This is a genomic window from Neorhizobium sp. R1-B, assembly GCF_004368875.1.
GTDB classification, from domain to species: domain Bacteria; phylum Pseudomonadota; class Alphaproteobacteria; order Rhizobiales; family Rhizobiaceae; genus Neorhizobium; species Neorhizobium huautlense.
Map to the genome: position 1 here is coordinate 14,364 of NZ_SOEM01000036.1, position 18,183 is coordinate 32,546.

The following is an 18,183-nucleotide window of genomic DNA, read 5'->3' on the forward strand; positions in this document are numbered from 1 at the left end:
CGCGTCCCGGCTGCTCAGACTTCCGCGACAAGCGGCGTTGGATCAGAAAGAGCTGTCTGCATGAGATCAGTTAAAAGAGGAGTCAAAGCCGATTGACGCCGGCAGCACCGTCAACGACGGCGAAGCGTTGGAAAACAGCGGCAGGTGAATTCCGCTGCTTGCGGTCGGCAATGCCGATGAAATCCACCTCCGCAGACCGCTCGCTGAGACGCATGATCGCATAACCATGCTTGCCGGAGGCAAACTTGAGATGCGGGTTCTCGGCGAGAGCCGTCGCCAGGCTCGCCTCCGACGGAGCATCCGAGGTGATCGAGCCGCAGACGAATTCGCTGGCGATCGGACGCGCCTTTTCATCCATGAAATCCCGCTTCACATCGGCGGCATAGAAGGCATGCAGATCACCGCCGATGACAATCGGGTTCGAGGCAGCCGAAGACTGTACGGCGCTCAGTAATCTGCCACGCGCGGCGCGGTAGCCGTCCCAGCCGTCAAGATTATAACCCGTCTCAGGCCCCACCTTGGTGTCGCGTTCCGAAACCAGCGTCTGCTGAGCGATGATATTCCATTTCGCCTGCGACATGCCGAGCGTTCTTGCCAGCCATTGTTCCTGGACCGACCCCAGCATGGTCCGCTCCGCCTGATCGTTCCCGGCGGTGCCTTGAAGCTGCGGCGAGCGGTATTGCCGCGTATCGAGCAGGCTCACGCCAAGCAGATTGCCAAAGCGATAGTGATCATAAATGCGCAGCGCGTCGAAGCCGGCAGCCAGGGCCGGCGGGACCGGCATGTGTTCGAACCAGGCCTGATAAGCAGCACGGCGGCGGTCGAGGAACTCCGCCCGGTTCGGAGCATCCGGCGCGCGATCGCTCGCATAATTGTTGGTGACCTCGTGATCGTCCCAGATGGTGAGCCAAGGGAAAGCGGCATGCGCCACCTGCAATTGCGGGTCCGACTTGTATAGCGCGTAGCGATCACGGAATTCGTAGAGAAGCGAAGGCACGCCGGTTCCATGCCGGCGGACAAGCTCGGCACCGTAGCTGCGTTCGTAGATGTAGTCGCCGAGGTGCACGACGAGATCGAGGTCGCTCCTGGCCATCTCACCGTAGGCGCTGTAGAAACCCTGCTCATATTGCTGGCAGGAAGCGAAAGCGAAACGGAAAGCGTCTCCGCTTTCTGGCGCAGTTCGGGTGCGGCCGACCGGACTTGTCGCATTGCCGGAGCGGAAGCGGTAGAAATACCAGCGGCCGGGCTTCAGGCCCTTTACTTCCACATGCACCGAATGCGCGAATTCCGGTACGGCGCGGAAAAGACCGGACTGTACCGTTTTCGAGAACGTCTCGTCCTCGGCGACCATCCACTCAATGTCCATAGGTTCCGCCACCCGCTTCGGAGCAGGGGCAAAAGGATCGGCGGAAGTGATCGCAGACGTATCTTCCAGAATCAGTCGCGTCCAGATGACGACACTGTTCGCCCGCGGCGAGCCGGAGGCGACGCCCAGAGAAAACGGATCAGCCTTAAAACTTGCCGCACGTGCCTGCCCGAGCGGTCGCCAGATGGCCGCAGCCGCAAGTCCGCATGCCAGGAGGCTTCGCCGATCAATGCGTGGCATAGATTAGTCCTTCCAGCGCCCGGCGATCCTTGCCTAGATATTGCGTCGCTTGCCTTCGAGCAGGTCGAGGATGGAGTTCGCAGCATCGAGAACATTGGTGCCGGGACCGAATACCGCCGAGACGCCATGTTCCATCAGATAGTCGTAGTCCTGTCGGGGGACCACACCTCCGACGACAACGATGATGTTTTTGGCACCGTTCTGTTTCAGCGCCTTCACGAGCTGCGGCGCCAGCGTCCTGTGGCCGGCGGCAAGCGAAGACATACCGACCACTTGCACCTTTTCCTTGATCGCAAGCTCGGCAGCCTCTTCGGGCGTCTGGAACAGCGGGCCGGCGAGCACGTCGAAGCCTATGTCCCCGAAGGCGGAAGCGATTACCTTGGCGCCGCGGTCATGGCCATCCTGGCCAAGCTTGGCGACCATGATCTTCGGGGTGCCGGATCTTTTGGCGTAATCGGCAAGGCGCGCGGTAAGGGTCTTATATTCCGGATCGTCCTCGTAGGCGGGGCCATAGATATCGCCGACCACTTCCGGCACGGCGGAATGGTCACCGAAGGCCTTGCGCATCGCATCGGAGATTTCTCCCACCGTGGCACGGGCCCGCGCCGCCTCGACCGCAGCGGCGAGTAGGTTGCCCTGACCGGAACGGGCGACATCGGAGAGGGCATTCAGTGTCTTCTCGACTTGCGCCGGATCACGCTGGCGGCGTACCTCCTCCAGCCGCTTGATCTGAGCCTTCCGGACTGCGGTGTTGTCGATCGCCAGGATATCCAGCTCGTCCTCGTTCTCCAGCCGATACTTGTTGACGCCGACGATGATCTCCTCGCCACGGTCCACTGCAGCCTGGCGCCGGGTGGCGGCCTCCTCTATCAGCCGCTTCGGCAAACCTTCGGCGACAGCTTTCGTCATACCCCCCATGGCCTCCACCTCCTCAATCAGCGCCCAGGCCTTTTCCGCCAATTCATTGGTGAGGCTTTCGACATAATAGGAGCCTGCCAACGGATCGACGACCTTGGTGACGCCGGTCTCGTGCTGCAAAATAAGCTGCGTATTGCGGGCGATGCGGGCGGAAAAATCCGTCGGAAGCGCCATGGCTTCGTCCAGGGCATTGGTGTGCAGCGACTGCGTGCCGCCGAGAACGGCCGAGAGAGCCTCGTAGGCGGTGCGGATAACGTTGTTATATGGATCCTGCTCCTGCAGCGAGACGCCTGATGTCTGGCAGTGGGTGCGCAGCATCAGCGACGATGCCTTCTGGGGCTTGAATTCTTCCATGATGCTGGACCAGAGCAGGCGCGCGGCACGCAGCTTTGCCGCCTCCATGAAGAAGTTCATGCCGATTGCGAAGAAGAAGGAAAGACGGCCGGCAAACTCGTCGACGTTCAGGCCCTTTGCAAGCGCAGCGCGAACATATTCGCGGCCGTCGGCGAGCGTGAAGGCCAGTTCCTGCACCAGCGTCGCGCCCGCCTCCTGCATATGATAGCCGGATATGGAAATTGAATTGAAGCGCGGCATTTCCTTCGCGGTATACTCGATAATGTCGGCGACGATCCGCATGGAGGGCTCAGGCGGGTAGATGTAGGTATTGCGGACCATGAACTCCTTCAGGATGTCGTTCTGGATGGTGCCGGAAAGCTCGGCCCGCGAACAGCCCTGCTCCTCGCCGGCGACGATGAAGGAGGCAAGGATGGGGATTACGGCGCCGTTCATGGTCATGGAGACGGACATTTCCTTCAACGGAATTCCGTCGAAGAGGATCTTCATGTCCTCTACGCTATCGATCGCCACCCCCGCCTTGCCGACGTCGCCCTCCACGCGGGGATGGTCGGAGTCGTAGCCGCGATGGGTGGCAAGATCGAAAGCGACCGAAAGACCCTTCTGACCGGCAGCCAGATTGCGGCGATAGAAGGCGTTGGAGGCTTCGGCCGTCGAGAAACCGGCATATTGGCGGATGGTCCACGGCCTTCCGGCATACATGGTGGCACGTGGCCCACGTACGAAAGGCTTGAAACCCGGCAGCGAACCGAGATGATTGACGCCCTGAAGATCTTCGTCCGTGTATAGCGGCTTGACATCGATGCCCTCCGGGGTGTGCCAGAGGAGCGTTTCCGGCGGCGCCTTCAGCTCTTTTTCCGCCAGAGCTTCCCAATCTTTCACGGTCTTTTCGGACATCGTTCAAACCTCATTACCGCAAAGCGCTCGCGCCTGCGTCGGATATATGTCAGGCGCCCTCAACTGAAAGAGCTACTCGAATTCCAGGATCAGCTCATCGACCGCCAGGCTCTGCCCCGGAGCCGCAGCTACTCGTTTCACGACACCCTTTCGCTCAGCCTTCAGGACGTTCTCCATCTTCATCGCCTCGACTGTGGCGAGCGTCTGACCCGCCTCGATGTGATCCCCTGCCTTCACCGCCACCAAGGTGATCACGCCGGGCATGGGGCAAAGCAGCATTTTCGAAGTGTCCGGCGGAGCTTTCTTCGGCATCAGGCGGGCAAGCTCGGCTACGCGCGGCGATCGAACCCGCGCCGTCACATCCATACCACGCCAGCGCAACCGGATTGCCGATCCGACAAGATTGACCTTTACGCCCATTCCCTCACCGTCGATATGGAAAACAGCGTGGCTCTGTCCCGGCAGCCAGCCGCTCGCGACCGACATTCGCGTCCCATCGGTGAAGACGACGGATGTGCCGTCGAGCGTGGTTTGGAGGGTGACGGCGTCTTCGAAACCGGCCAGCGTCGCCACCCATTCCTTGCCTACGACACGGCGATGGTTGCCGATTGTGCCGGAAACCTGTACGGCGCGCTCCTGAAGAGCCTGATTGGCGAGGACGGCAATGGCGACAAGCTTGCGCGCCGCCGCTTGATTCGGCAACACCCCGGAAAACCCTTCAGGGAACTCTTCGGCTATATAGGCGGTCGTCAACCGACCGGAGCGAAAGCGTTCCTGACCCATAACCGCCGAGAGGAAGGGCAGGTTATGGCCTATACCCTCCACCTCGAAATCATCGAGCGCGGCACCCATGGCGTTTATGGCCGTCAACCGGTCCGGTGCCCAAGTGCAGAGCTTGGCGATCATCGGGTCGTAATACATGGAAATTTCGCCACCCTCGTACACGCCGGTGTCATTGCGGACCACGGTGCCGTTGTCATGTCTGCCTTCGCGAGGCGGGCGGTAACGGCTCAGCCGCCCGATTGAGGGCAGGAAGCTGCGATAAGGGTCCTCGGCATATAGCCGGCTTTCGATCGCCCAGCCGTTGAGCTTGACATCATCCTGGTTGAACGAGAGCTTTTCACCGGCGGCGACGCGGATCATCTGCTCGACAAGATCGATGCCGGTGATCAATTCTGTGACTGGATGCTCCACCTGCAATCGGGTGTTCATCTCGAGGAAATAGAAATTGCGGCTGGCGTCGACAATGAACTCGACCGTGCCGGCGGAAAAATAACCGACCGCCTTCGAAAGCGCGACGGCCTGCTCGCCCATCGCCCGCCGCGTCTCCTCGTCGAGGAATGGCGACGGCGCCTCCTCGATGACTTTCTGGTTGCGTCGCTGGATCGAGCATTCGCGCTCGCCGAGGTAGAGAACATTGCCGTGTTTGTCGCCAAGCACCTGGATTTCGATATGACGAGGCTCGGTGACAAATTTCTCGATGAAGATGCGGTCGTCGCCGAAGGAGCTTTTTGCCTCGTTTTTCGAGGACTGAAAGCCTTCGCGAGCCTCCATGTCGTTCCAGGCGATGCGCATGCCCTTGCCGCCACCGCCCGCCGACGCCTTGATCATCACGGGATAACCGATGGATGAAGCAATCCTCACCGCCTCGTCGGCGTCTTCGATCAGGCCCATATGACCAGGTACCGTCGAGACGCCGGCTTCGGCTGCCAGCTTTTTGGATGTTATCTTGTCGCCCATCGCTTGAATCGCCCCAACGGGCGGACCGATAAAGACGATGCCAGCCTTTTCCAAAGCTTCCGCGAACGCCGGATTTTCCGAGAGGAACCCATAGCCCGGATGCACGGCATCGGCACCGGTCTGCCTGATTGCGGGGAGGATGTTGTCGATGACGATATAGGACTGCGACGAAGGCGCCGGACCGATATGCACCGCCTCGTCGGCCATCCGCACATGCAGGGCATCGCGATCGGCATCGGAATAGACGGCGACCGTCTTGATGCCCATTTTCTTTGCCGTCTTGATGACCCGGCAGGCGATCTCGCCGCGATTGGCGATGAGGATTTTATTGAACATGATCAGGACTCGCCTTCGCGATTATCGTCTTCGTCGCGATACTTGGTGTCATAGGGGAGGGTGAAGATCGCTGAGGCAGCCGCGGCGCCGCCAAAGAGCGAGGCGAACGGCACAATCACCAGAAGAAATGGAGGGATGGGATTGGGCGCCCGCGACAGCAGCTTTCCAAGCCCGCCGATATCCAGGAGAATCAGGGCAGTGCCGACGGCTGCGCCGATACCTATCCCGGCCAGTGCGTGAAGCCCGAGATACCGCAGCATCTGCCAATGATCCCTCCTTGCTTCCTCCGGGGTCATTCTTGGCTTGCGGCTGTTGTGGAGGGATGCGGCCCGGGAGCGCTCGCCCTCGGCCCACCGCCTCAGCCACCGAATGGGATCCGGCAGCCTCGCCATATGCAGATCACGTTGAGACATTGCCCTCCTCCCCACCGACATCACACTTCGAAAACGTCTTCAAAGGACTCGGGAAAACTCTGGCGCGCAACCTTCTCGTTGATCTGGAGAAGAGCTTCATAGGAGAGGGGATCAAAATCCTTCTCCGCCGGCACCACTTCCCGGCCAAAGAGAAGGTTGAGGCGAGCGGCGTCGAGATTGCCGCGCTCGAAGGGTTCCGGACCGAAATGATGCCAGAGCGCATGCAGGAAGGCCGCGTCGACCCGATGCTCCGCCGTGCCGGGACGGCCGCGGCGGGGCAAGGCCTTGATCGGCGTCACCCCTTTTGGATTGGCGCGGCGGATGGTGAACTGGATGCCGGTGCCCGGCATGCCGGACGGGAAACCCCGGTGTTTCGTCATGTCGGGCAGGCTGGCCATTCCGCTCTCCTCAGGCTATCGCGATCTTGTCCTGCGTCTTCGTGTCGAAGTCGGAGGCATCGTGGCGTTCATGCAGCTGTTCGGACGGATCACCCGATGTCCGGTTGACCATACGGCCTCGGCGGACTGCGGAGCGCCGATCTATCTGTTTTGTCCAGCGCTGCACATGCTCGTATTCATCCACGGACAGAAAATCGCCCGCATCGTTATAAGCGTCCTTCAGGGCGAGCCGCCCATACCAGGGCCAGATTGCCATGTCGGCGATCGTGTATTCGCTGCCCGCCATGAATTCGTTGTTCGCCAAATGCCTGTTCAGCACATCCATCTGACGCTTGACCTCCATGGCATATCGGTCGATCGCATATTTGATCTTCATCGGGGCATAGGCATAGAAATGGCCGAACCCGCCGCCCAAAAAGGGCGCTGAGCCCATCTGCCAGAACAGCCAGTTGAATGTCTCGGTGCGCGTCCGCGGGTCGGTCGGCAGGAAGGCGCCGAATTTTTCCGCCAGATAAACGAGGATGGAAGCAGATTCGAAAACTCGAAGAGGTTCGCCGCCGCCCTTCGGCGCATGATCCATGAGAGCCGGGATTTTTGAATTGGGATTGACCTCGACAAAGCCGGAACCGAACTGGTCGCCCTCACCGATCCGGATGAGCCAGGCATCATATTCGGCGCCCTTGTGACCGGCGGCCAGCAACTCCTCCAGCATAATGGTGACCTTCACGCCGTTCGGGGTGCCGAGCGAATAAAGCTGCAGCGGGTGCTTTCCGACCGGCAGGACCTTTTCGTGGGTCGGGCCGGCAATCGGACGGTTGATATTGGCGAACTGGCCGCCATTGCCCTTTTCCCAAGTCCATACTTTCGAAGGCTCGTAGCCGGCGGGAAAATTGTCGGCGGGGGATTTTTCGGACATGAAAATTGATCCTTGTTCTCTAACGGGTCTCGCATCTGGCGAGCGCTACGCGGTCAATATAGGCACTGCCTCAATGCTTTTCCGCCCCCCGTCAGAGCGGGATTGTGTCGTGCTTTTTCCAGTGCGTCGTCACCTGCTTGTTGCGCAACGAGGCAAAGGCGCGGGCGATGCGGCGACGAGACGAATGCGGCATGATCACCTCATCGATGAAGCCGCGCTCGGCCGCGACGAACGGGTTGGCGAAACGCTCCTCGTATTCCTTCGTGCGTGCCGCAATCTTCTCGGGGTCGCCAAGTTCGGAACGGTAGAGGATTTCGGTCGCGCCCTTGGCTCCCATCACCGCGATTTCGGCAGTCGGCCAGGCATAGTTGATATCGGCCCCGATATGTTTGGACGCCATCACGTCGTAGGCGCCGCCATAGGCCTTACGGGTGATCAGCGTCACCATCGGCACGGTCGCCTCCGAATAGGCAAACAGCAGCTTGGCGCCGTGCTTAATGACGCCGCCATACTCCTGCGCCACGCCGGGCAGGAAACCCGGCACGTCGACGAGCGTCAGGATCGGGATCGAGAAAGCATCGCAGAAGCGCACGAAACGTGCGGCCTTGCGCGAACTGTCGATATCCAGGCAGCCTGCGAGCACCATCGGCTGGTTGGCGACGACGCCAACCGTCTGGCCCTCGATTCGGACGAAGCCGGTGATGATGTTCCGGGCAAAGGCCTCCTGGATCTCGAAGAAATCGCCCTCGTCGGCGACCGCCAGGATCAGCTCCTTCATGTCGTAGGGCTTGGCGGCGCTATCCGGAATGAGGCTATCCAGCCGGTTTTCGAGGCGGGCCGGATCATCGTGGAAGGGACGGACCGGCGGTTTTTCGCGATTGTTGAGCGGCAAGAAATCGAAGAGCTGCCGGACAGCTTCCAAGGCTTCGATGTCGTTTTCGAAGGCTGCATCGGCGACCGACGATTTTTTCGTATGGGTGCCGGCGCCTCCGAGCTCTTCAGCCGTGACGATTTCGTTGGTGACCGTCTTCACCACGTCCGGCCCTGTGACGAACATGTAGGAGCTGTCGCGCACCATGAAAATGAAGTCGGTCATGGCCGGCGAATAGACCGCCCCGCCGGCGCAGGGGCCCATGATGACCGAAATCTGCGGAATGACGCCGGAGACCTCGGCATTGCGGCGAAAGACCTCCGCGTAACCGGCAAGCGAAGATACGCCTTCCTGAATGCGGGCACCGCCGGAATCATTCAGTCCAATCACCGGAGCGCCGACACGTACCGCCATATCCATGATCTTGCAGATTTTTTGTGCATGGGTTTCCGAAAGCGAACCGCCAAGGACCGTAAAGTCCTGACTAAAGACATAGACCTGGCGGCCGTTGATCGTGCCCCAGCCCGTGACGACGCCGTCGCCCGCGACCTTCTGTTCGGCCATGCCGAAATCCACAGCCCGGTGGGTGACATACATGTCGAACTCCTCGAAGGAGCCCTCGTCGAGCAGCACCTCGATGCGCTCGCGCGCCGTCAGCTTGCCTTTGGCATGCTGTGCCTCGATACGCCTTTCACCCCCACCGAGCCTTGCTTCCGCCCGACGCCTCTCAACCTCACCCAATACCGCGCGCATGATCACTCCCGGATGCTTTAACTTTTCCTATTCCGTCTACGTGCTTCAGAAAACCATTGAACGCGTGTCGTTGTGAAATTATAAAATCGCATAACTAAAATTGCGAATCTGCGAACATGGCAATCGGAAAGCTCTTCATAGGCCGGAAGGTAAGGGAACTGCGGGCGGCGAGCAATGCCACGCAGAGTCAGTTCGCCGAGCGCATCGGCATCTCCACCAGCTATCTTAACCAGATCGAGAACAACCAGCGGCCGGTTTCGGCCGCCGTGCTTTTGGCGCTCGCAGACAAGTTCCAGCTCGACATCGCCGAACTGTCGACCGGCGAGACGGACCGGCTCCTCTCGGCGCTCGCCGAGGCGTTGTCCGACCCCCTATTCCAGGCTTATGCACCGAGCGTTCAGGAACTGAAGCTGGTGACCCAGAATGCGCCGGGGCTGGCACATGCATTGATCACCTGCCATCAGGCGTATCGCCGCAGCGGCGAGCAACTGGCCAGTATGGACGACAGGCTGGGAAGGGCCGCGGCCGCGGAAACCACACCCTATGACGAAGTGCGGGATTTCTTCCATTTCGTCGACAATTACCTTCACGACCTCGACACGGCCGCCGAGAAGCTGGCACTGGACCTCGGCCTGCCGTCTGCAGACAGCTATCCAATTTTGACGAATTACCTGGAAAAGCAGTTCGGCGTGCGTGTGGTGCTTGGGCCACTGGCCTCCGACACCATCCGACAATACGAACCGAGTTCCTGTGTGCTGACCTTGAATCCCTATGCGCCTGCCCAGACGCGCGTCTTTCAGGCGGCGGTGGAAATTGCCCAGCTTCATGCCGGCGCGCTCGCCGACACGATCGCCCGCAATGCCGGTTTCCGGACCGAGCAAGCGGTGGATATCTGTCGCATTGGCCTTCACAATTATTTCGCAGGCGCGCTTTTGATGCCCTATCAGGCCTTCCTGAAGGCGGCGCGGGAGCTCCGGCACGACATCGAGCTTCTGGCGGCGCGTTTCGGCGCATCGCTCGAACAGGTGTGTCACCGGCTTTCCACCCTCCAGCGGCCCGGCCTCAAGGGCGTGCCTATCTTTTTTGCCCGCATCGACCGGGCCGGCAACATCACCAAGCGGCATAGCGCCACCAAGCTGCAATTCGCACGCTTCGGCGCGGCCTGTCCGCTCTGGAACGCCCATCAGGCGTTCGAAGCGCCGGGACGCATCATCCGCCAGCTTGCCGAGACGCCGGACGGGGTGCGCTATTTATGTCTGGCCACACAGGTGAGCAAAGGCATCGGCGGCTTTAGAACGCACCAGCCGATTTTTGCTCTGGCGCTTGGCTGCGAGATTTCCTACGCGGAAGCCTTCGTCTATGCGGACGGCCTGAACCTGACCGATCGTGCAGGCTTCGATTCCATCGGCATATCCTGCCGCATCTGCGAGCGGCCGAACTGTACGAGCCGAGCGGTCCCACCCTTCCGCCGCAAGATCTCCGTGGACCACAACATACGCGAGACCACACCTTACAAACTCTGGTAGCGACCAGGGTTAGGCATTACGAGCCACCCGTGGGAGCAAGCTCATTTTCATCAAAAGCCAAAGCGCCGGCCGGGCGCCGCTTCGGGTATCCGATTCAGGTCATTGGGCATGCTGCCCGCCAGGCCGCGCAACCTTTTTCAGGCCGGCGCCGGCGGCGGCCGCTTCAACCAGAGCAGCATCCCCGAGCGAGACGACGCCGGTGAGGCGCTTGTCGCGGTTGACGACCGGGAGACGGCGCACCTGCACTCGACCCATATTTCTGGCGACGTCGTCGATGTCTTCATCCTCGAAGCAATATTTGACGTCTCGCGTCATCACTTCGCGAACCTTGGCATCACCGCCGAGCCCATCGGCGAGGCCGCGCACCACCAGATCGCGATCGGTGATCGTGCCGACCAGGCGGTCGTCCTCACCGACCGGCATGAAGCCGATCTCGTCGTCGGCCATGCGCTTGGCCACGTCCGCGAGCGTCTGCTGCGGGCTGGCGATTTTGACATCGCGAGACATGATATCTGAAACTTTCATCGTTCTTTCTCCTGCTTCTGGTGAGATCAGCGATCGAATGTGCCCTTAGATGGCCTCCGCTAAGGCCGTAGCTGCTCACCTCACTCCAAAGGAATTTGGCGCCTCCGATGTAGGTATTTAAGGCTGCAGGGTGGCAGCGGGGCCAAAACCGAGACGCTCAAAGAAATCCCTCATACCCGAACTCGGGGCCTCCCATACTGTTCCCCGACGAGCCGGCTGTATTTTCGGTCAGCTGTCCTCGGCGGCCGATTTGCGCTGCTCCTCCATAAGGATGCCCCAGGCTGCGATGAAGAGAGCCGCAATCAAAGGTCCGATCACGAAACCGTTGATCCCGATCAGCGAAATGCCGCCGATGGTTGAAATCAGCACGACATAGTCCGGCAGCTTGGTTTCCTTCCCCACCAAGGGTGGGCGCAGGAAATTGTCGACCAAACCGATGACCAGCACGCCGATCGCGACGAGAATGAGAGCTTTAAGCCAAAATCCCGCAAGAGCGAGGTAGATCGCCGTCGGTATCCAGACCAGCGCGGCGCCGACGGCGGGGAGTAGGGACAGGAAGCTCATCACCACGCCCCAAAGCAGCGCGGGCTCTACCCCCAACGCCCAGAAGGCGACACCGCCGATTGCGCCCTGGATAACTGCGATGATGACATTGCCCCGAACCGTTGCCCGGATGACCGAGGTGAATTTGGCGCTGAACCGCCGCGTATGGGCCTCACTCAAAGGCAGCGCCGTCCGGACAGCGCTGGCTAGCGAACGGCCATCCCGGAACAAAAAGAACAGCAGATAGAGCATAACGCCGAAAGCCACGAAGAATTGCAGCGTGTTCTGCCCGAGGCTCAAGGCACGACCGGCAAAAAAGCTGCCACCCTGCATGAGCGCGCCGGACACACGGTCCCGCAACTCGGCGAAACCCGTGAGCTCCAACGTCCGGATTCGATCCTGCAGGAAGATGGGCAGAGCGTCCTGAAGTTGCTGGAGAAGCCGCCGGACATCAATCTCGCCGTTGTCGATCCGCTGGTAGAGATTGTTGCCTTGCTGGATAAGGGAACTGAGAATGATCAGGCCGGGTATGATGACGAGGCAAACGCAGACCAGGACGGACAGCCCCGCTGCAATATTTGGATGGCGCCCTCCCAATCCCGCTTCCAGTTTCACATGCAGCGGGAAAAATATGATCGCCAGGACCACAGCCCAGAATATCGCGGAATAGAAAGGCAGTACGACGGCGACGAAAGCCAGGCTCACAAGCACGAGGAGCACATAGAAACTGATACGCTGGACAGGCATGCAATCTCTTTCGTTTCGGACGGTCGTTGCCGGATCGTAGCACAGATATTTTTGCGCAGATGCGGCCGATCTGGAATTCCTGCCACCTTGCTGCGCTGTCGATGCCAAGAACAGGCATGCTTGACGCCCTTATGGATAAAGCCGCGCCCGCGACATAGATTATTCGTGTCAGCGCAACCGCAAGAGCCATACCTTCGCACCGGGAGAGCCGCATGCCGATCAACAAGAAGACGCAGTTCAACGTCTGGTACTGGGTTGCCGCCTTCTTTGGACTCATGGTGTTTCAATACTTCTTCACGACGGCAACCCAGGTCGCCCAGATACCCTACAGCCAGTTCGAGACGGATTTGCAGGATGGCAAGATCGCCGAAGTCGCGGTATCGGACCAATATATCCAGGGGCGCTACAAGGAGCCGCAGAACGAACGTCCCTATTTCATCACCACACGCGTTCAACCGGACCTCGCCCGGCAGCTCCAGCAGCATGGCGTGGTGGTAACCGGCCAAATCCAGAGCACCTTCCTGCGCGACCTGTTGTCATGGATCATCCCGGTTGCGCTCTTTTTCGGCGTCTGGATGTTCATGTTGAAGCGGGCAGGCGGCGGCCTGGGCGGAGGGCTGATGCAGATCGGCAAGAGCAAGGCCAAGGTTTACGTGCAGTCGGACACCGGGGTGACCTTCAAGGACGTGGCCGGCGTCGACGAAGCCAAGGATGAATTGAAGGAAATCGTCGACTTCCTGAAGGATCCGGTCGCCTACGGGCGACTCGGTGGGCGGATGCCGAAAGGCGTGCTGCTGGTCGGCCCACCCGGGACGGGCAAGACACTGCTCGCGAGGGCGGTGGCGGGCGAAGCGGGCGCTCCCTTCTTCTCAATCTCCGGTTCTGAATTTGTGGAAATGTTCGTGGGCGTCGGTGCCGCACGTGTCCGCGACCTTTTCGATCAGGCGCGCGCCAAGGCGCCGGCTATCATCTTCATTGACGAACTCGATGCGCTGGGTCGTGCCCGCGGCATCGGCCCGATGGCGGGCGGCCATGACGAGAAGGAGCAGACGCTCAACCAGCTTCTGGTGGAGCTTGACGGTTTCGACTCCTCGACCGGCCTGGTGCTGCTTGCAGCAACCAATCGTCCCGAAATTCTCGACCCTGCTCTTCTCCGAGCAGGGCGCTTCGACCGCCAGGTGTTGGTCGACCGCCCCGACAAAGGGGGCCGCATCCAGATCCTCAACGTCCATCTGAAGAGGGCCAAACTGGCACCGGAGGTAAACGTCGAACAGATCGCAGCCCTTACGCCCGGCTTTACCGGCGCCGACCTCGCCAATCTGGTGAACGAAGCGACGCTGCTCGCCACCCGCCGCAAGGCGGATGCGGTCGCCATGGAGGACTTCAACAATGCAATCGAGCGCATCGTGGCGGGGCTTGAGAAGCGCAACCGGCTGCTCAATCCCAAAGAGCGCGAGATCGTCGCCTACCACGAGATGGGCCATGCGCTGGTGGCTATGGCGCTGCCGGGGGTCGACCCGGTCCACAAGGTCTCCATCATCCCACGCGGCGTCGGCGCACTCGGCTATACGATTCAGCGCCCCACCGAGGACCGTTTCCTGATGACCAGGGATGAGCTCGAAAACAAGATGGCGGTGCTGCTCGGCGGTCGTGCCGCGGAATGGCTCGTCTACGGCCATCTCTCGACGGGCGCTGCCGACGATCTGGTAAAGGTCACCGACATTGCCCGCGCCATGGTGACCCGTTACGGCATGACGGAAAAGCTCGGGCATGTGGCACTGGAAAAGGATCGCCGCTCCTTTCTCGCGACAGACCAACCCTATTATGGGCCGCAGGAGCACGAATATTCCGACGAGACGGCCGCAGCGGTGGACGATGAAGTACGCCGGATCGTAGACGCAACATTCGATCGGGCGGTGGCTCTTCTTAAGGAGCGCAGAAATACGCTCGAAACCTCGGCGCGACTCCTGCTCGAAAAGGAAACGCTCGGCGAGGAGGATCTGGTGCCGCTGCTCAAAGCGCCGGCAGACAGCTCTGTCACAGTCTGATGCCCCGATCCGGCCAAAACGGATCAGCCGGCGGCCGTGATCTCGATGGACAGACGAGCCGACCGCCCCTCACCCGACTGCAGGACAAGAAGGCCAGCGGCGGTTCGCAATTCGGGCGGGAAACCGAACACACCCGCGACATGCGACACCGGCTCCATGCAGAGGTAAGCAGGCATACGATGCACCACGAGATGCGGCAGAGCCGGGTCTGCGGCCAGTCTGACGCGCGCTCCATCGTTCAAGGCGGCGGTGGCATGGTGCCATTCCGAAAGGAATATAGTGAAGCCTTCCTCCGGGAAATGCTTGTCCTCTCGTAGGATCGGCGGTGCGCCGCCGGGAATGCCCGCCGCGCTTAAGGGCCAGATTTTTTTGGCATCGGATGACGCCGCCTGCTTGAAACCGGCTGCGAAATAAGGATGCCAACCGAAGCCGCCCGGCATCGAAGTTTGCCCCGTGTTCGTGAGAGATAACTCAATGTCCAGGCGATCCGCCGCAAGGGTAAAGCGTTGCACGGCACGGAAATCGAAAGGCCAGTCGGCGTCGGCAGTATAATCGAGGGCGAGTTCGATCCCGTCACTTTGGTGGGATACGACATGCCATGGCCGGCGGTGGGCGGGACCGTGCTGGGCATCCGGAACCAGCAACGGATGCGGCGGAACCCGGTAGCGCTTTCCTTCATGTTCGAAAGCTGCGCCGATCAGCCGATTGTGATAGGGGAAGAGCGGGTATGCGCCGGCCTTCGGCCAGTTCAGCGGATCGAACTCCGCACTCGCCGTCGGGACCAGGATACTGCCGAGCCGGTCATGGACGAGATGCGTCATCCGCCCTCCATTTTCCGGCAGGAAGCGGGCCTCGATCGGTCCACCTCGGATTTTGAGCCAATCAGGCGAAGGCATAGGACCCGTCCGGCCGCTTCGGCACACGCCGCTGCCAATGGACGTAACCGTCCTCCTGCATGGCCTTTTCATCCATCTCGACCCCCCAACCCGCACGGTCCGGTCTCAGCTCGAGATAACCGTCCTTCGGCAGGTAAGGGTCGACCACGTAGCGCGTCGTATCTTCACGTTTCTCGACCTCGGTCCCACCATAGACGTAAGCCTGACCCGTGGGCAATCGGTATTCGAGAATCTTGAAGTTCTGCTGCGCAGCGGAGAAATGCACATTGACGGCAGTGGCGAGCGGGCCCATCGGATTGTGCGGAGCCACGCCCACGTAGAAGGCTTCCGCCAGCGTCGCGATCCGCCGCATCTCAGACAGACCGCCGACCACGCAGATATCCGGCTGGATCAGATCGGCGCCCTTAACCTGCAGGAGCCGCAGGAATTCGTAGCGGCTGTAGAGCGACTCGCCGGTCGCGAGAGTGCAGTTCAGACCCTGCTTCAGATCTCCCCAGGCTTCCATGTTTTCCGGGCGGAGCGGTTCTTCGAAGAAAAGGGGATCGTAGGGAGCGAGCGCATTGCCAAGCTGGCGGGCAGCGGCCGGCTCGTAGATCTTCGCATGCGCGTCGAAGGCTATCTCGTAGTCATCACGAATGGTTTCGCGGAGCTGGCGGAAATAGTCCGCGGACGCTTTGACGACATTGCCCCAGCGATTGGAGTGCATGTCGATCCGCCACGGGCTGAGTTTGAAGGCGGTGAAGCCCCATCCCGCGTTCAGGCGGTCGAGCTCGTCGCGCGCAGCCGGCGCATCTGGCGCGGTATAGACCCCTGCATAAACCTTGATCCGATCACGCACCTCGCCGCCAAGCAGCTTGTAGACCGGCACGCCGGCAGCCTTGGCGGCGAGATCCCAGAGGCAATGATCTAACCCGGAAATCGCCGCCAGGCCCATTGCACCGGGCGGGAAGCGGCTTTGCTGGATCATCAGGTTAACGAGGAAATCCACCCGGGTTGGATCCTGTCCGGCGATGAAACCGTAGAGATAGTCCAGCAGCGGCGGCAGCGCCTTGTCGGGGCCATGATTGTAACATTCGCCCCAGCCGGTCAGGCCATCGTCGGTATCGAGGCCCACGATAACGCGCGGGCGATCCTTGTCGCGAGTCATGAAAACCCGCATGCGGTCAATTTTCATTGTCTTAATGTTCCTTACCGATTGAAATAGGAGCGGCGGGAAAGGCGTGCCTGTACGTATAGATGTTCGCCATAGGTGCCCGGATTGTAGGATCCGGAGCTTTCCGTCACCGGGATTGCCACATTGCCTTCGCTGGGGAAGCGCGCGACAAATTCTTCATCTATGTCGCATCCGAGCCCCGGTGCATCCGGCACCGCGATCGACCCACCCTCTTGCACGGGGTGCGGGACGATCGTGTGCTTGCGCCCTTCCCAATCGTCATCAAGGCGTTCAAGCATCAGTGCGTTCGGGATCGAAGCCAAGAGGTGCAATGCGGCATATTCCGCAACAGGCCCAAGCGAGCCGGAATGCGGCGCCATCTGAATATGATGGGCCTCCGCCATCGCGGCGATCTTCTTCATCTGGGTTATGCCGCCTGCCCGCCCGGTATCGGGCTGGATGATGTCCACCAGCTCCTCCTCGATCAGCTGCCGCTCGCCGAAAATCGTGGCCATGCGCTCGCCAGCAGCAAGCGGAACATGGGCGGCATCGCGGATGCGGCGATAGCCTTCGAGGTTTTCAGGCGCGATCGGATCCTCGACCCAGAAAAGCTCATAGGGCTCCAACGCCCGAACCAAGCGGCAGGCATCGGCCGGCGTCATCCAGGGCGGACCATGCAAGTCGATCGCGATATCCATTTCGTCGCCGACGGCTTCGCGCAGCGTGGCGACCTTGCGCAACGGGTCGGTCACCCCGCCGCATTTGATCGTCTTGATACCCCGGTCCTTGAGCTTGAGCGCAAGCTCGGCCGTATTGGCATGCGAATAGATCGGTATACGGTCGCGAACTTTCCCACCGAGCAACATCCAGACAGGAACGCCCAGAGCCTTACCCTTGATGTCCCACAACGCCATGTCGATACCCGTCATGGCGCCGCCGCCGACAGTGCCGAGCATGCCATGGCCCATCATGGCGACCGCCATCTTCTGCCAGATCTTCTCGGTATGAACCGGATCCTCGCCGATCAAAAGCGGCGTCAGGTCCTTGATCGCGGTCTCGACCACACGCGGCCAGCCGGAGCATTCTCCGATGCCGGTAATGCCCTCATCCGTTTCGATCTTCAGGAACAGCCAGTTGCGGGTTCCGGCAAAGGGCTGCTCCGCCCTGGAGGGCGGCGCCGTCTGCCGCTTGCCGATATCCGGCGCACCTGTCTGCATCAGAAAGGTTCGGATTCCGGTGATCTTCATCGCGCAGAACTACCGTTTTTTGCAGCACTTGGCTCGGTGTAGCGGAAGCGCCTGGAGTGGTCGCGGTCACGCGGGTCAGGCCGTGGAATGGCCGAGATGAGCGCCTGCGTATAGGGATGATCAGGGGCATTGCAGACCTTGTCCGCCTCGCCCACCTCGACGAGCTTGCCGCGATACATCACGCCGACCCGATCGCACATATAGCGGATGACACCGATGTCGTGGCTGATGAAGATATAGGCGAGGCCTAGTTCATCCTGCAGCCGCATCAGGAGATCGAGGACCTGGAAGCGCAC

15 protein-coding genes are annotated in these 18,183 nt (G+C 60.7%); 2 read left to right on the top strand and 13 right to left on the bottom strand.

Going from position 1 to position 18,183, the window contains the following annotated elements; translation table 11 throughout:
- Positions 1–82: 82 nt before the first annotated feature.
- The 7 genes from EDE05_RS25610 to EDE05_RS25640 form a co-directional block, all read right to left on the bottom strand.
- Positions 83–1,606 carry an alkaline phosphatase D family protein gene (locus tag EDE05_RS25610; protein WP_132413365.1) on the bottom strand — a complete coding sequence of 508 codons (1,524 nt, stop codon included), beginning with the start codon at positions 1,604–1,606 and terminating at the stop codon, positions 83–85.
- A 33-nt stretch (positions 1,607–1,639) separates the two neighbouring features.
- Positions 1,640–3,775 carry a methylmalonyl-CoA mutase gene (gene scpA / locus EDE05_RS25615; protein ID WP_132413367.1) on the bottom strand — a complete coding sequence of 712 codons (2,136 nt, stop codon included), beginning with the start codon at positions 3,773–3,775 and terminating at the stop codon, positions 1,640–1,642.
- Between the two features lie 72 nt (positions 3,776–3,847).
- A complete protein-coding gene (locus EDE05_RS25620; protein WP_132413370.1) occupies positions 3,848–5,851 on the bottom strand; it encodes an acetyl/propionyl/methylcrotonyl-CoA carboxylase subunit alpha in 2,004 nt (667 codons plus the stop codon).
- A 2-nt stretch (positions 5,852–5,853) separates the two neighbouring features.
- Positions 5,854–6,264, bottom strand: a complete 411-nt coding sequence (locus EDE05_RS25625; protein ID WP_245505248.1) for a hypothetical protein — start codon at positions 6,262–6,264, stop codon at positions 5,854–5,856.
- A gap of 20 nt (positions 6,265–6,284) precedes the next feature.
- The gene (locus tag EDE05_RS25630; protein ID WP_132413372.1) at positions 6,285–6,662 is read right to left on the bottom strand and encodes a hypothetical protein; all 378 of its coding nucleotides are present in this window, start codon (positions 6,660–6,662) and stop codon (positions 6,285–6,287) included.
- Positions 6,663–6,672: 10 nt separating this feature from the next.
- On the bottom strand, positions 6,673–7,578 hold the full coding sequence (yghU, locus tag EDE05_RS25635) for a glutathione-dependent disulfide-bond oxidoreductase (protein WP_132413374.1): 906 nt from the start codon (positions 7,576–7,578) through the stop codon (positions 6,673–6,675).
- Positions 7,579–7,669: 91 nt separating this feature from the next.
- A complete protein-coding gene (locus tag EDE05_RS25640) occupies positions 7,670–9,202 on the bottom strand; it encodes an acyl-CoA carboxylase subunit beta (RefSeq protein ID WP_132413376.1) in 1,533 nt (510 codons plus the stop codon).
- Positions 9,203–9,318: 116 nt separating this feature from the next.
- Here EDE05_RS25640 and EDE05_RS25645 point away from each other — a divergent pair, with 116 nt between their 5' ends.
- Positions 9,319–10,728, top strand: coding sequence for a helix-turn-helix transcriptional regulator (locus EDE05_RS25645; RefSeq protein WP_132413378.1), 1,410 nt, complete (start codon positions 9,319–9,321; stop codon positions 10,726–10,728).
- Between the two features lie 99 nt (positions 10,729–10,827).
- Here the strand turns inward: EDE05_RS25645 and EDE05_RS25650 are convergent, their stop codons facing one another.
- Together EDE05_RS25650 and EDE05_RS25655 are read right to left on the bottom strand one after the other, a co-directional pair.
- Entirely contained in the window at positions 10,828–11,253 is a 426-nt protein-coding gene (locus tag EDE05_RS25650; RefSeq protein WP_112803259.1) for a CBS domain-containing protein, read from the bottom strand.
- A gap of 228 nt (positions 11,254–11,481) precedes the next feature.
- Complete coding sequence (locus tag EDE05_RS25655) at positions 11,482–12,543, bottom strand: AI-2E family transporter (RefSeq protein WP_132413380.1); 1,062 nt, start codon at positions 12,541–12,543, stop codon at positions 11,482–11,484.
- Positions 12,544–12,755: 212 nt separating this feature from the next.
- On the opposite strand from EDE05_RS25655, the gene ftsH reads away from it, so the two are divergent.
- Positions 12,756–14,591 (top strand): ATP-dependent zinc metalloprotease FtsH, encoded by a 1,836-nt coding sequence (gene ftsH, locus EDE05_RS25660; protein WP_205839381.1) that lies wholly within the window; start codon positions 12,756–12,758, stop codon positions 14,589–14,591.
- Between the two features lie 23 nt (positions 14,592–14,614).
- Here the strand turns inward: ftsH and EDE05_RS25665 are convergent, their stop codons facing one another.
- From EDE05_RS25665 to EDE05_RS25680, 4 genes are all read right to left on the bottom strand, one after another.
- Positions 14,615–15,412 (bottom strand): aldose 1-epimerase, encoded by a 798-nt coding sequence (locus tag EDE05_RS25665; RefSeq protein WP_165924274.1) that lies wholly within the window; start codon positions 15,410–15,412, stop codon positions 14,615–14,617.
- Positions 15,413–15,473: 61 nt separating this feature from the next.
- A complete protein-coding gene (locus EDE05_RS25670; protein WP_105374799.1) occupies positions 15,474–16,661 on the bottom strand; it encodes a galactarate dehydratase in 1,188 nt (395 codons plus the stop codon).
- Positions 16,662–16,675: 14 nt separating this feature from the next.
- Positions 16,676–17,887 carry a mandelate racemase/muconate lactonizing enzyme family protein gene (locus tag EDE05_RS25675; protein ID WP_105374800.1) on the bottom strand — a complete coding sequence of 404 codons (1,212 nt, stop codon included), beginning with the start codon at positions 17,885–17,887 and terminating at the stop codon, positions 16,676–16,678.
- A partial coding sequence (locus EDE05_RS25680; RefSeq protein ID WP_134103246.1) for an ABC transporter ATP-binding protein occupies positions 17,884–18,183 on the bottom strand: 300 nt, incomplete at its 5' end. The genes EDE05_RS25680 and EDE05_RS25675, both read right to left, overlap by 4 nt.

What these genes read in the sequence shown, in the direction of transcription:
- yghU (WP_132413374.1), bottom strand. Translation starts at nt 7,578, where the DNA reads ATGTCCGAAAAATCCCCCGCCGACAATTTTCCCGCCGGCTACGAGCCT.
- EDE05_RS25665 (WP_165924274.1), bottom strand. Translation starts at nt 15,412, where the DNA reads ATGACGCATCTCGTCCATGACCGGCTCGGCAGTATCCTGGTCCCGACG.
- scpA (WP_132413367.1), bottom strand. Translation starts at nt 3,775, where the DNA reads ATGTCCGAAAAGACCGTGAAAGATTGGGAAGCTCTGGCGGAAAAAGAG.
- EDE05_RS25640 (WP_132413376.1), bottom strand. Translation starts at nt 9,202, where the DNA reads ATGCGCGCGGTATTGGGTGAGGTTGAGAGGCGTCGGGCGGAAGCAAGG.
- EDE05_RS25650 (WP_112803259.1), bottom strand. Translation starts at nt 11,253, where the DNA reads ATGAAAGTTTCAGATATCATGTCTCGCGATGTCAAAATCGCCAGCCCG.
- EDE05_RS25655 (WP_132413380.1), bottom strand. Translation starts at nt 12,543, where the DNA reads ATGCCTGTCCAGCGTATCAGTTTCTATGTGCTCCTCGTGCTTGTGAGC.
- EDE05_RS25670 (WP_105374799.1), bottom strand. Translation starts at nt 16,661, where the DNA reads ATGAAAATTGACCGCATGCGGGTTTTCATGACTCGCGACAAGGATCGC.
- EDE05_RS25645 (WP_132413378.1), top strand. Translation starts at nt 9,319, where the DNA reads ATGGCAATCGGAAAGCTCTTCATAGGCCGGAAGGTAAGGGAACTGCGG.
- EDE05_RS25620 (WP_132413370.1), bottom strand. Translation starts at nt 5,851, where the DNA reads ATGTTCAATAAAATCCTCATCGCCAATCGCGGCGAGATCGCCTGCCGG.
- ftsH (WP_205839381.1), top strand. Translation starts at nt 12,756, where the DNA reads ATGCCGATCAACAAGAAGACGCAGTTCAACGTCTGGTACTGGGTTGCC.
- EDE05_RS25675 (WP_105374800.1), bottom strand. Translation starts at nt 17,887, where the DNA reads ATGAAGATCACCGGAATCCGAACCTTTCTGATGCAGACAGGTGCGCCG.
- EDE05_RS25630 (WP_132413372.1), bottom strand. Translation starts at nt 6,662, where the DNA reads ATGGCCAGCCTGCCCGACATGACGAAACACCGGGGTTTCCCGTCCGGC.
- EDE05_RS25625 (WP_245505248.1), bottom strand. Translation starts at nt 6,264, where the DNA reads ATGTCTCAACGTGATCTGCATATGGCGAGGCTGCCGGATCCCATTCGG.
- EDE05_RS25610 (WP_132413365.1), bottom strand. Translation starts at nt 1,606, where the DNA reads ATGCCACGCATTGATCGGCGAAGCCTCCTGGCATGCGGACTTGCGGCT.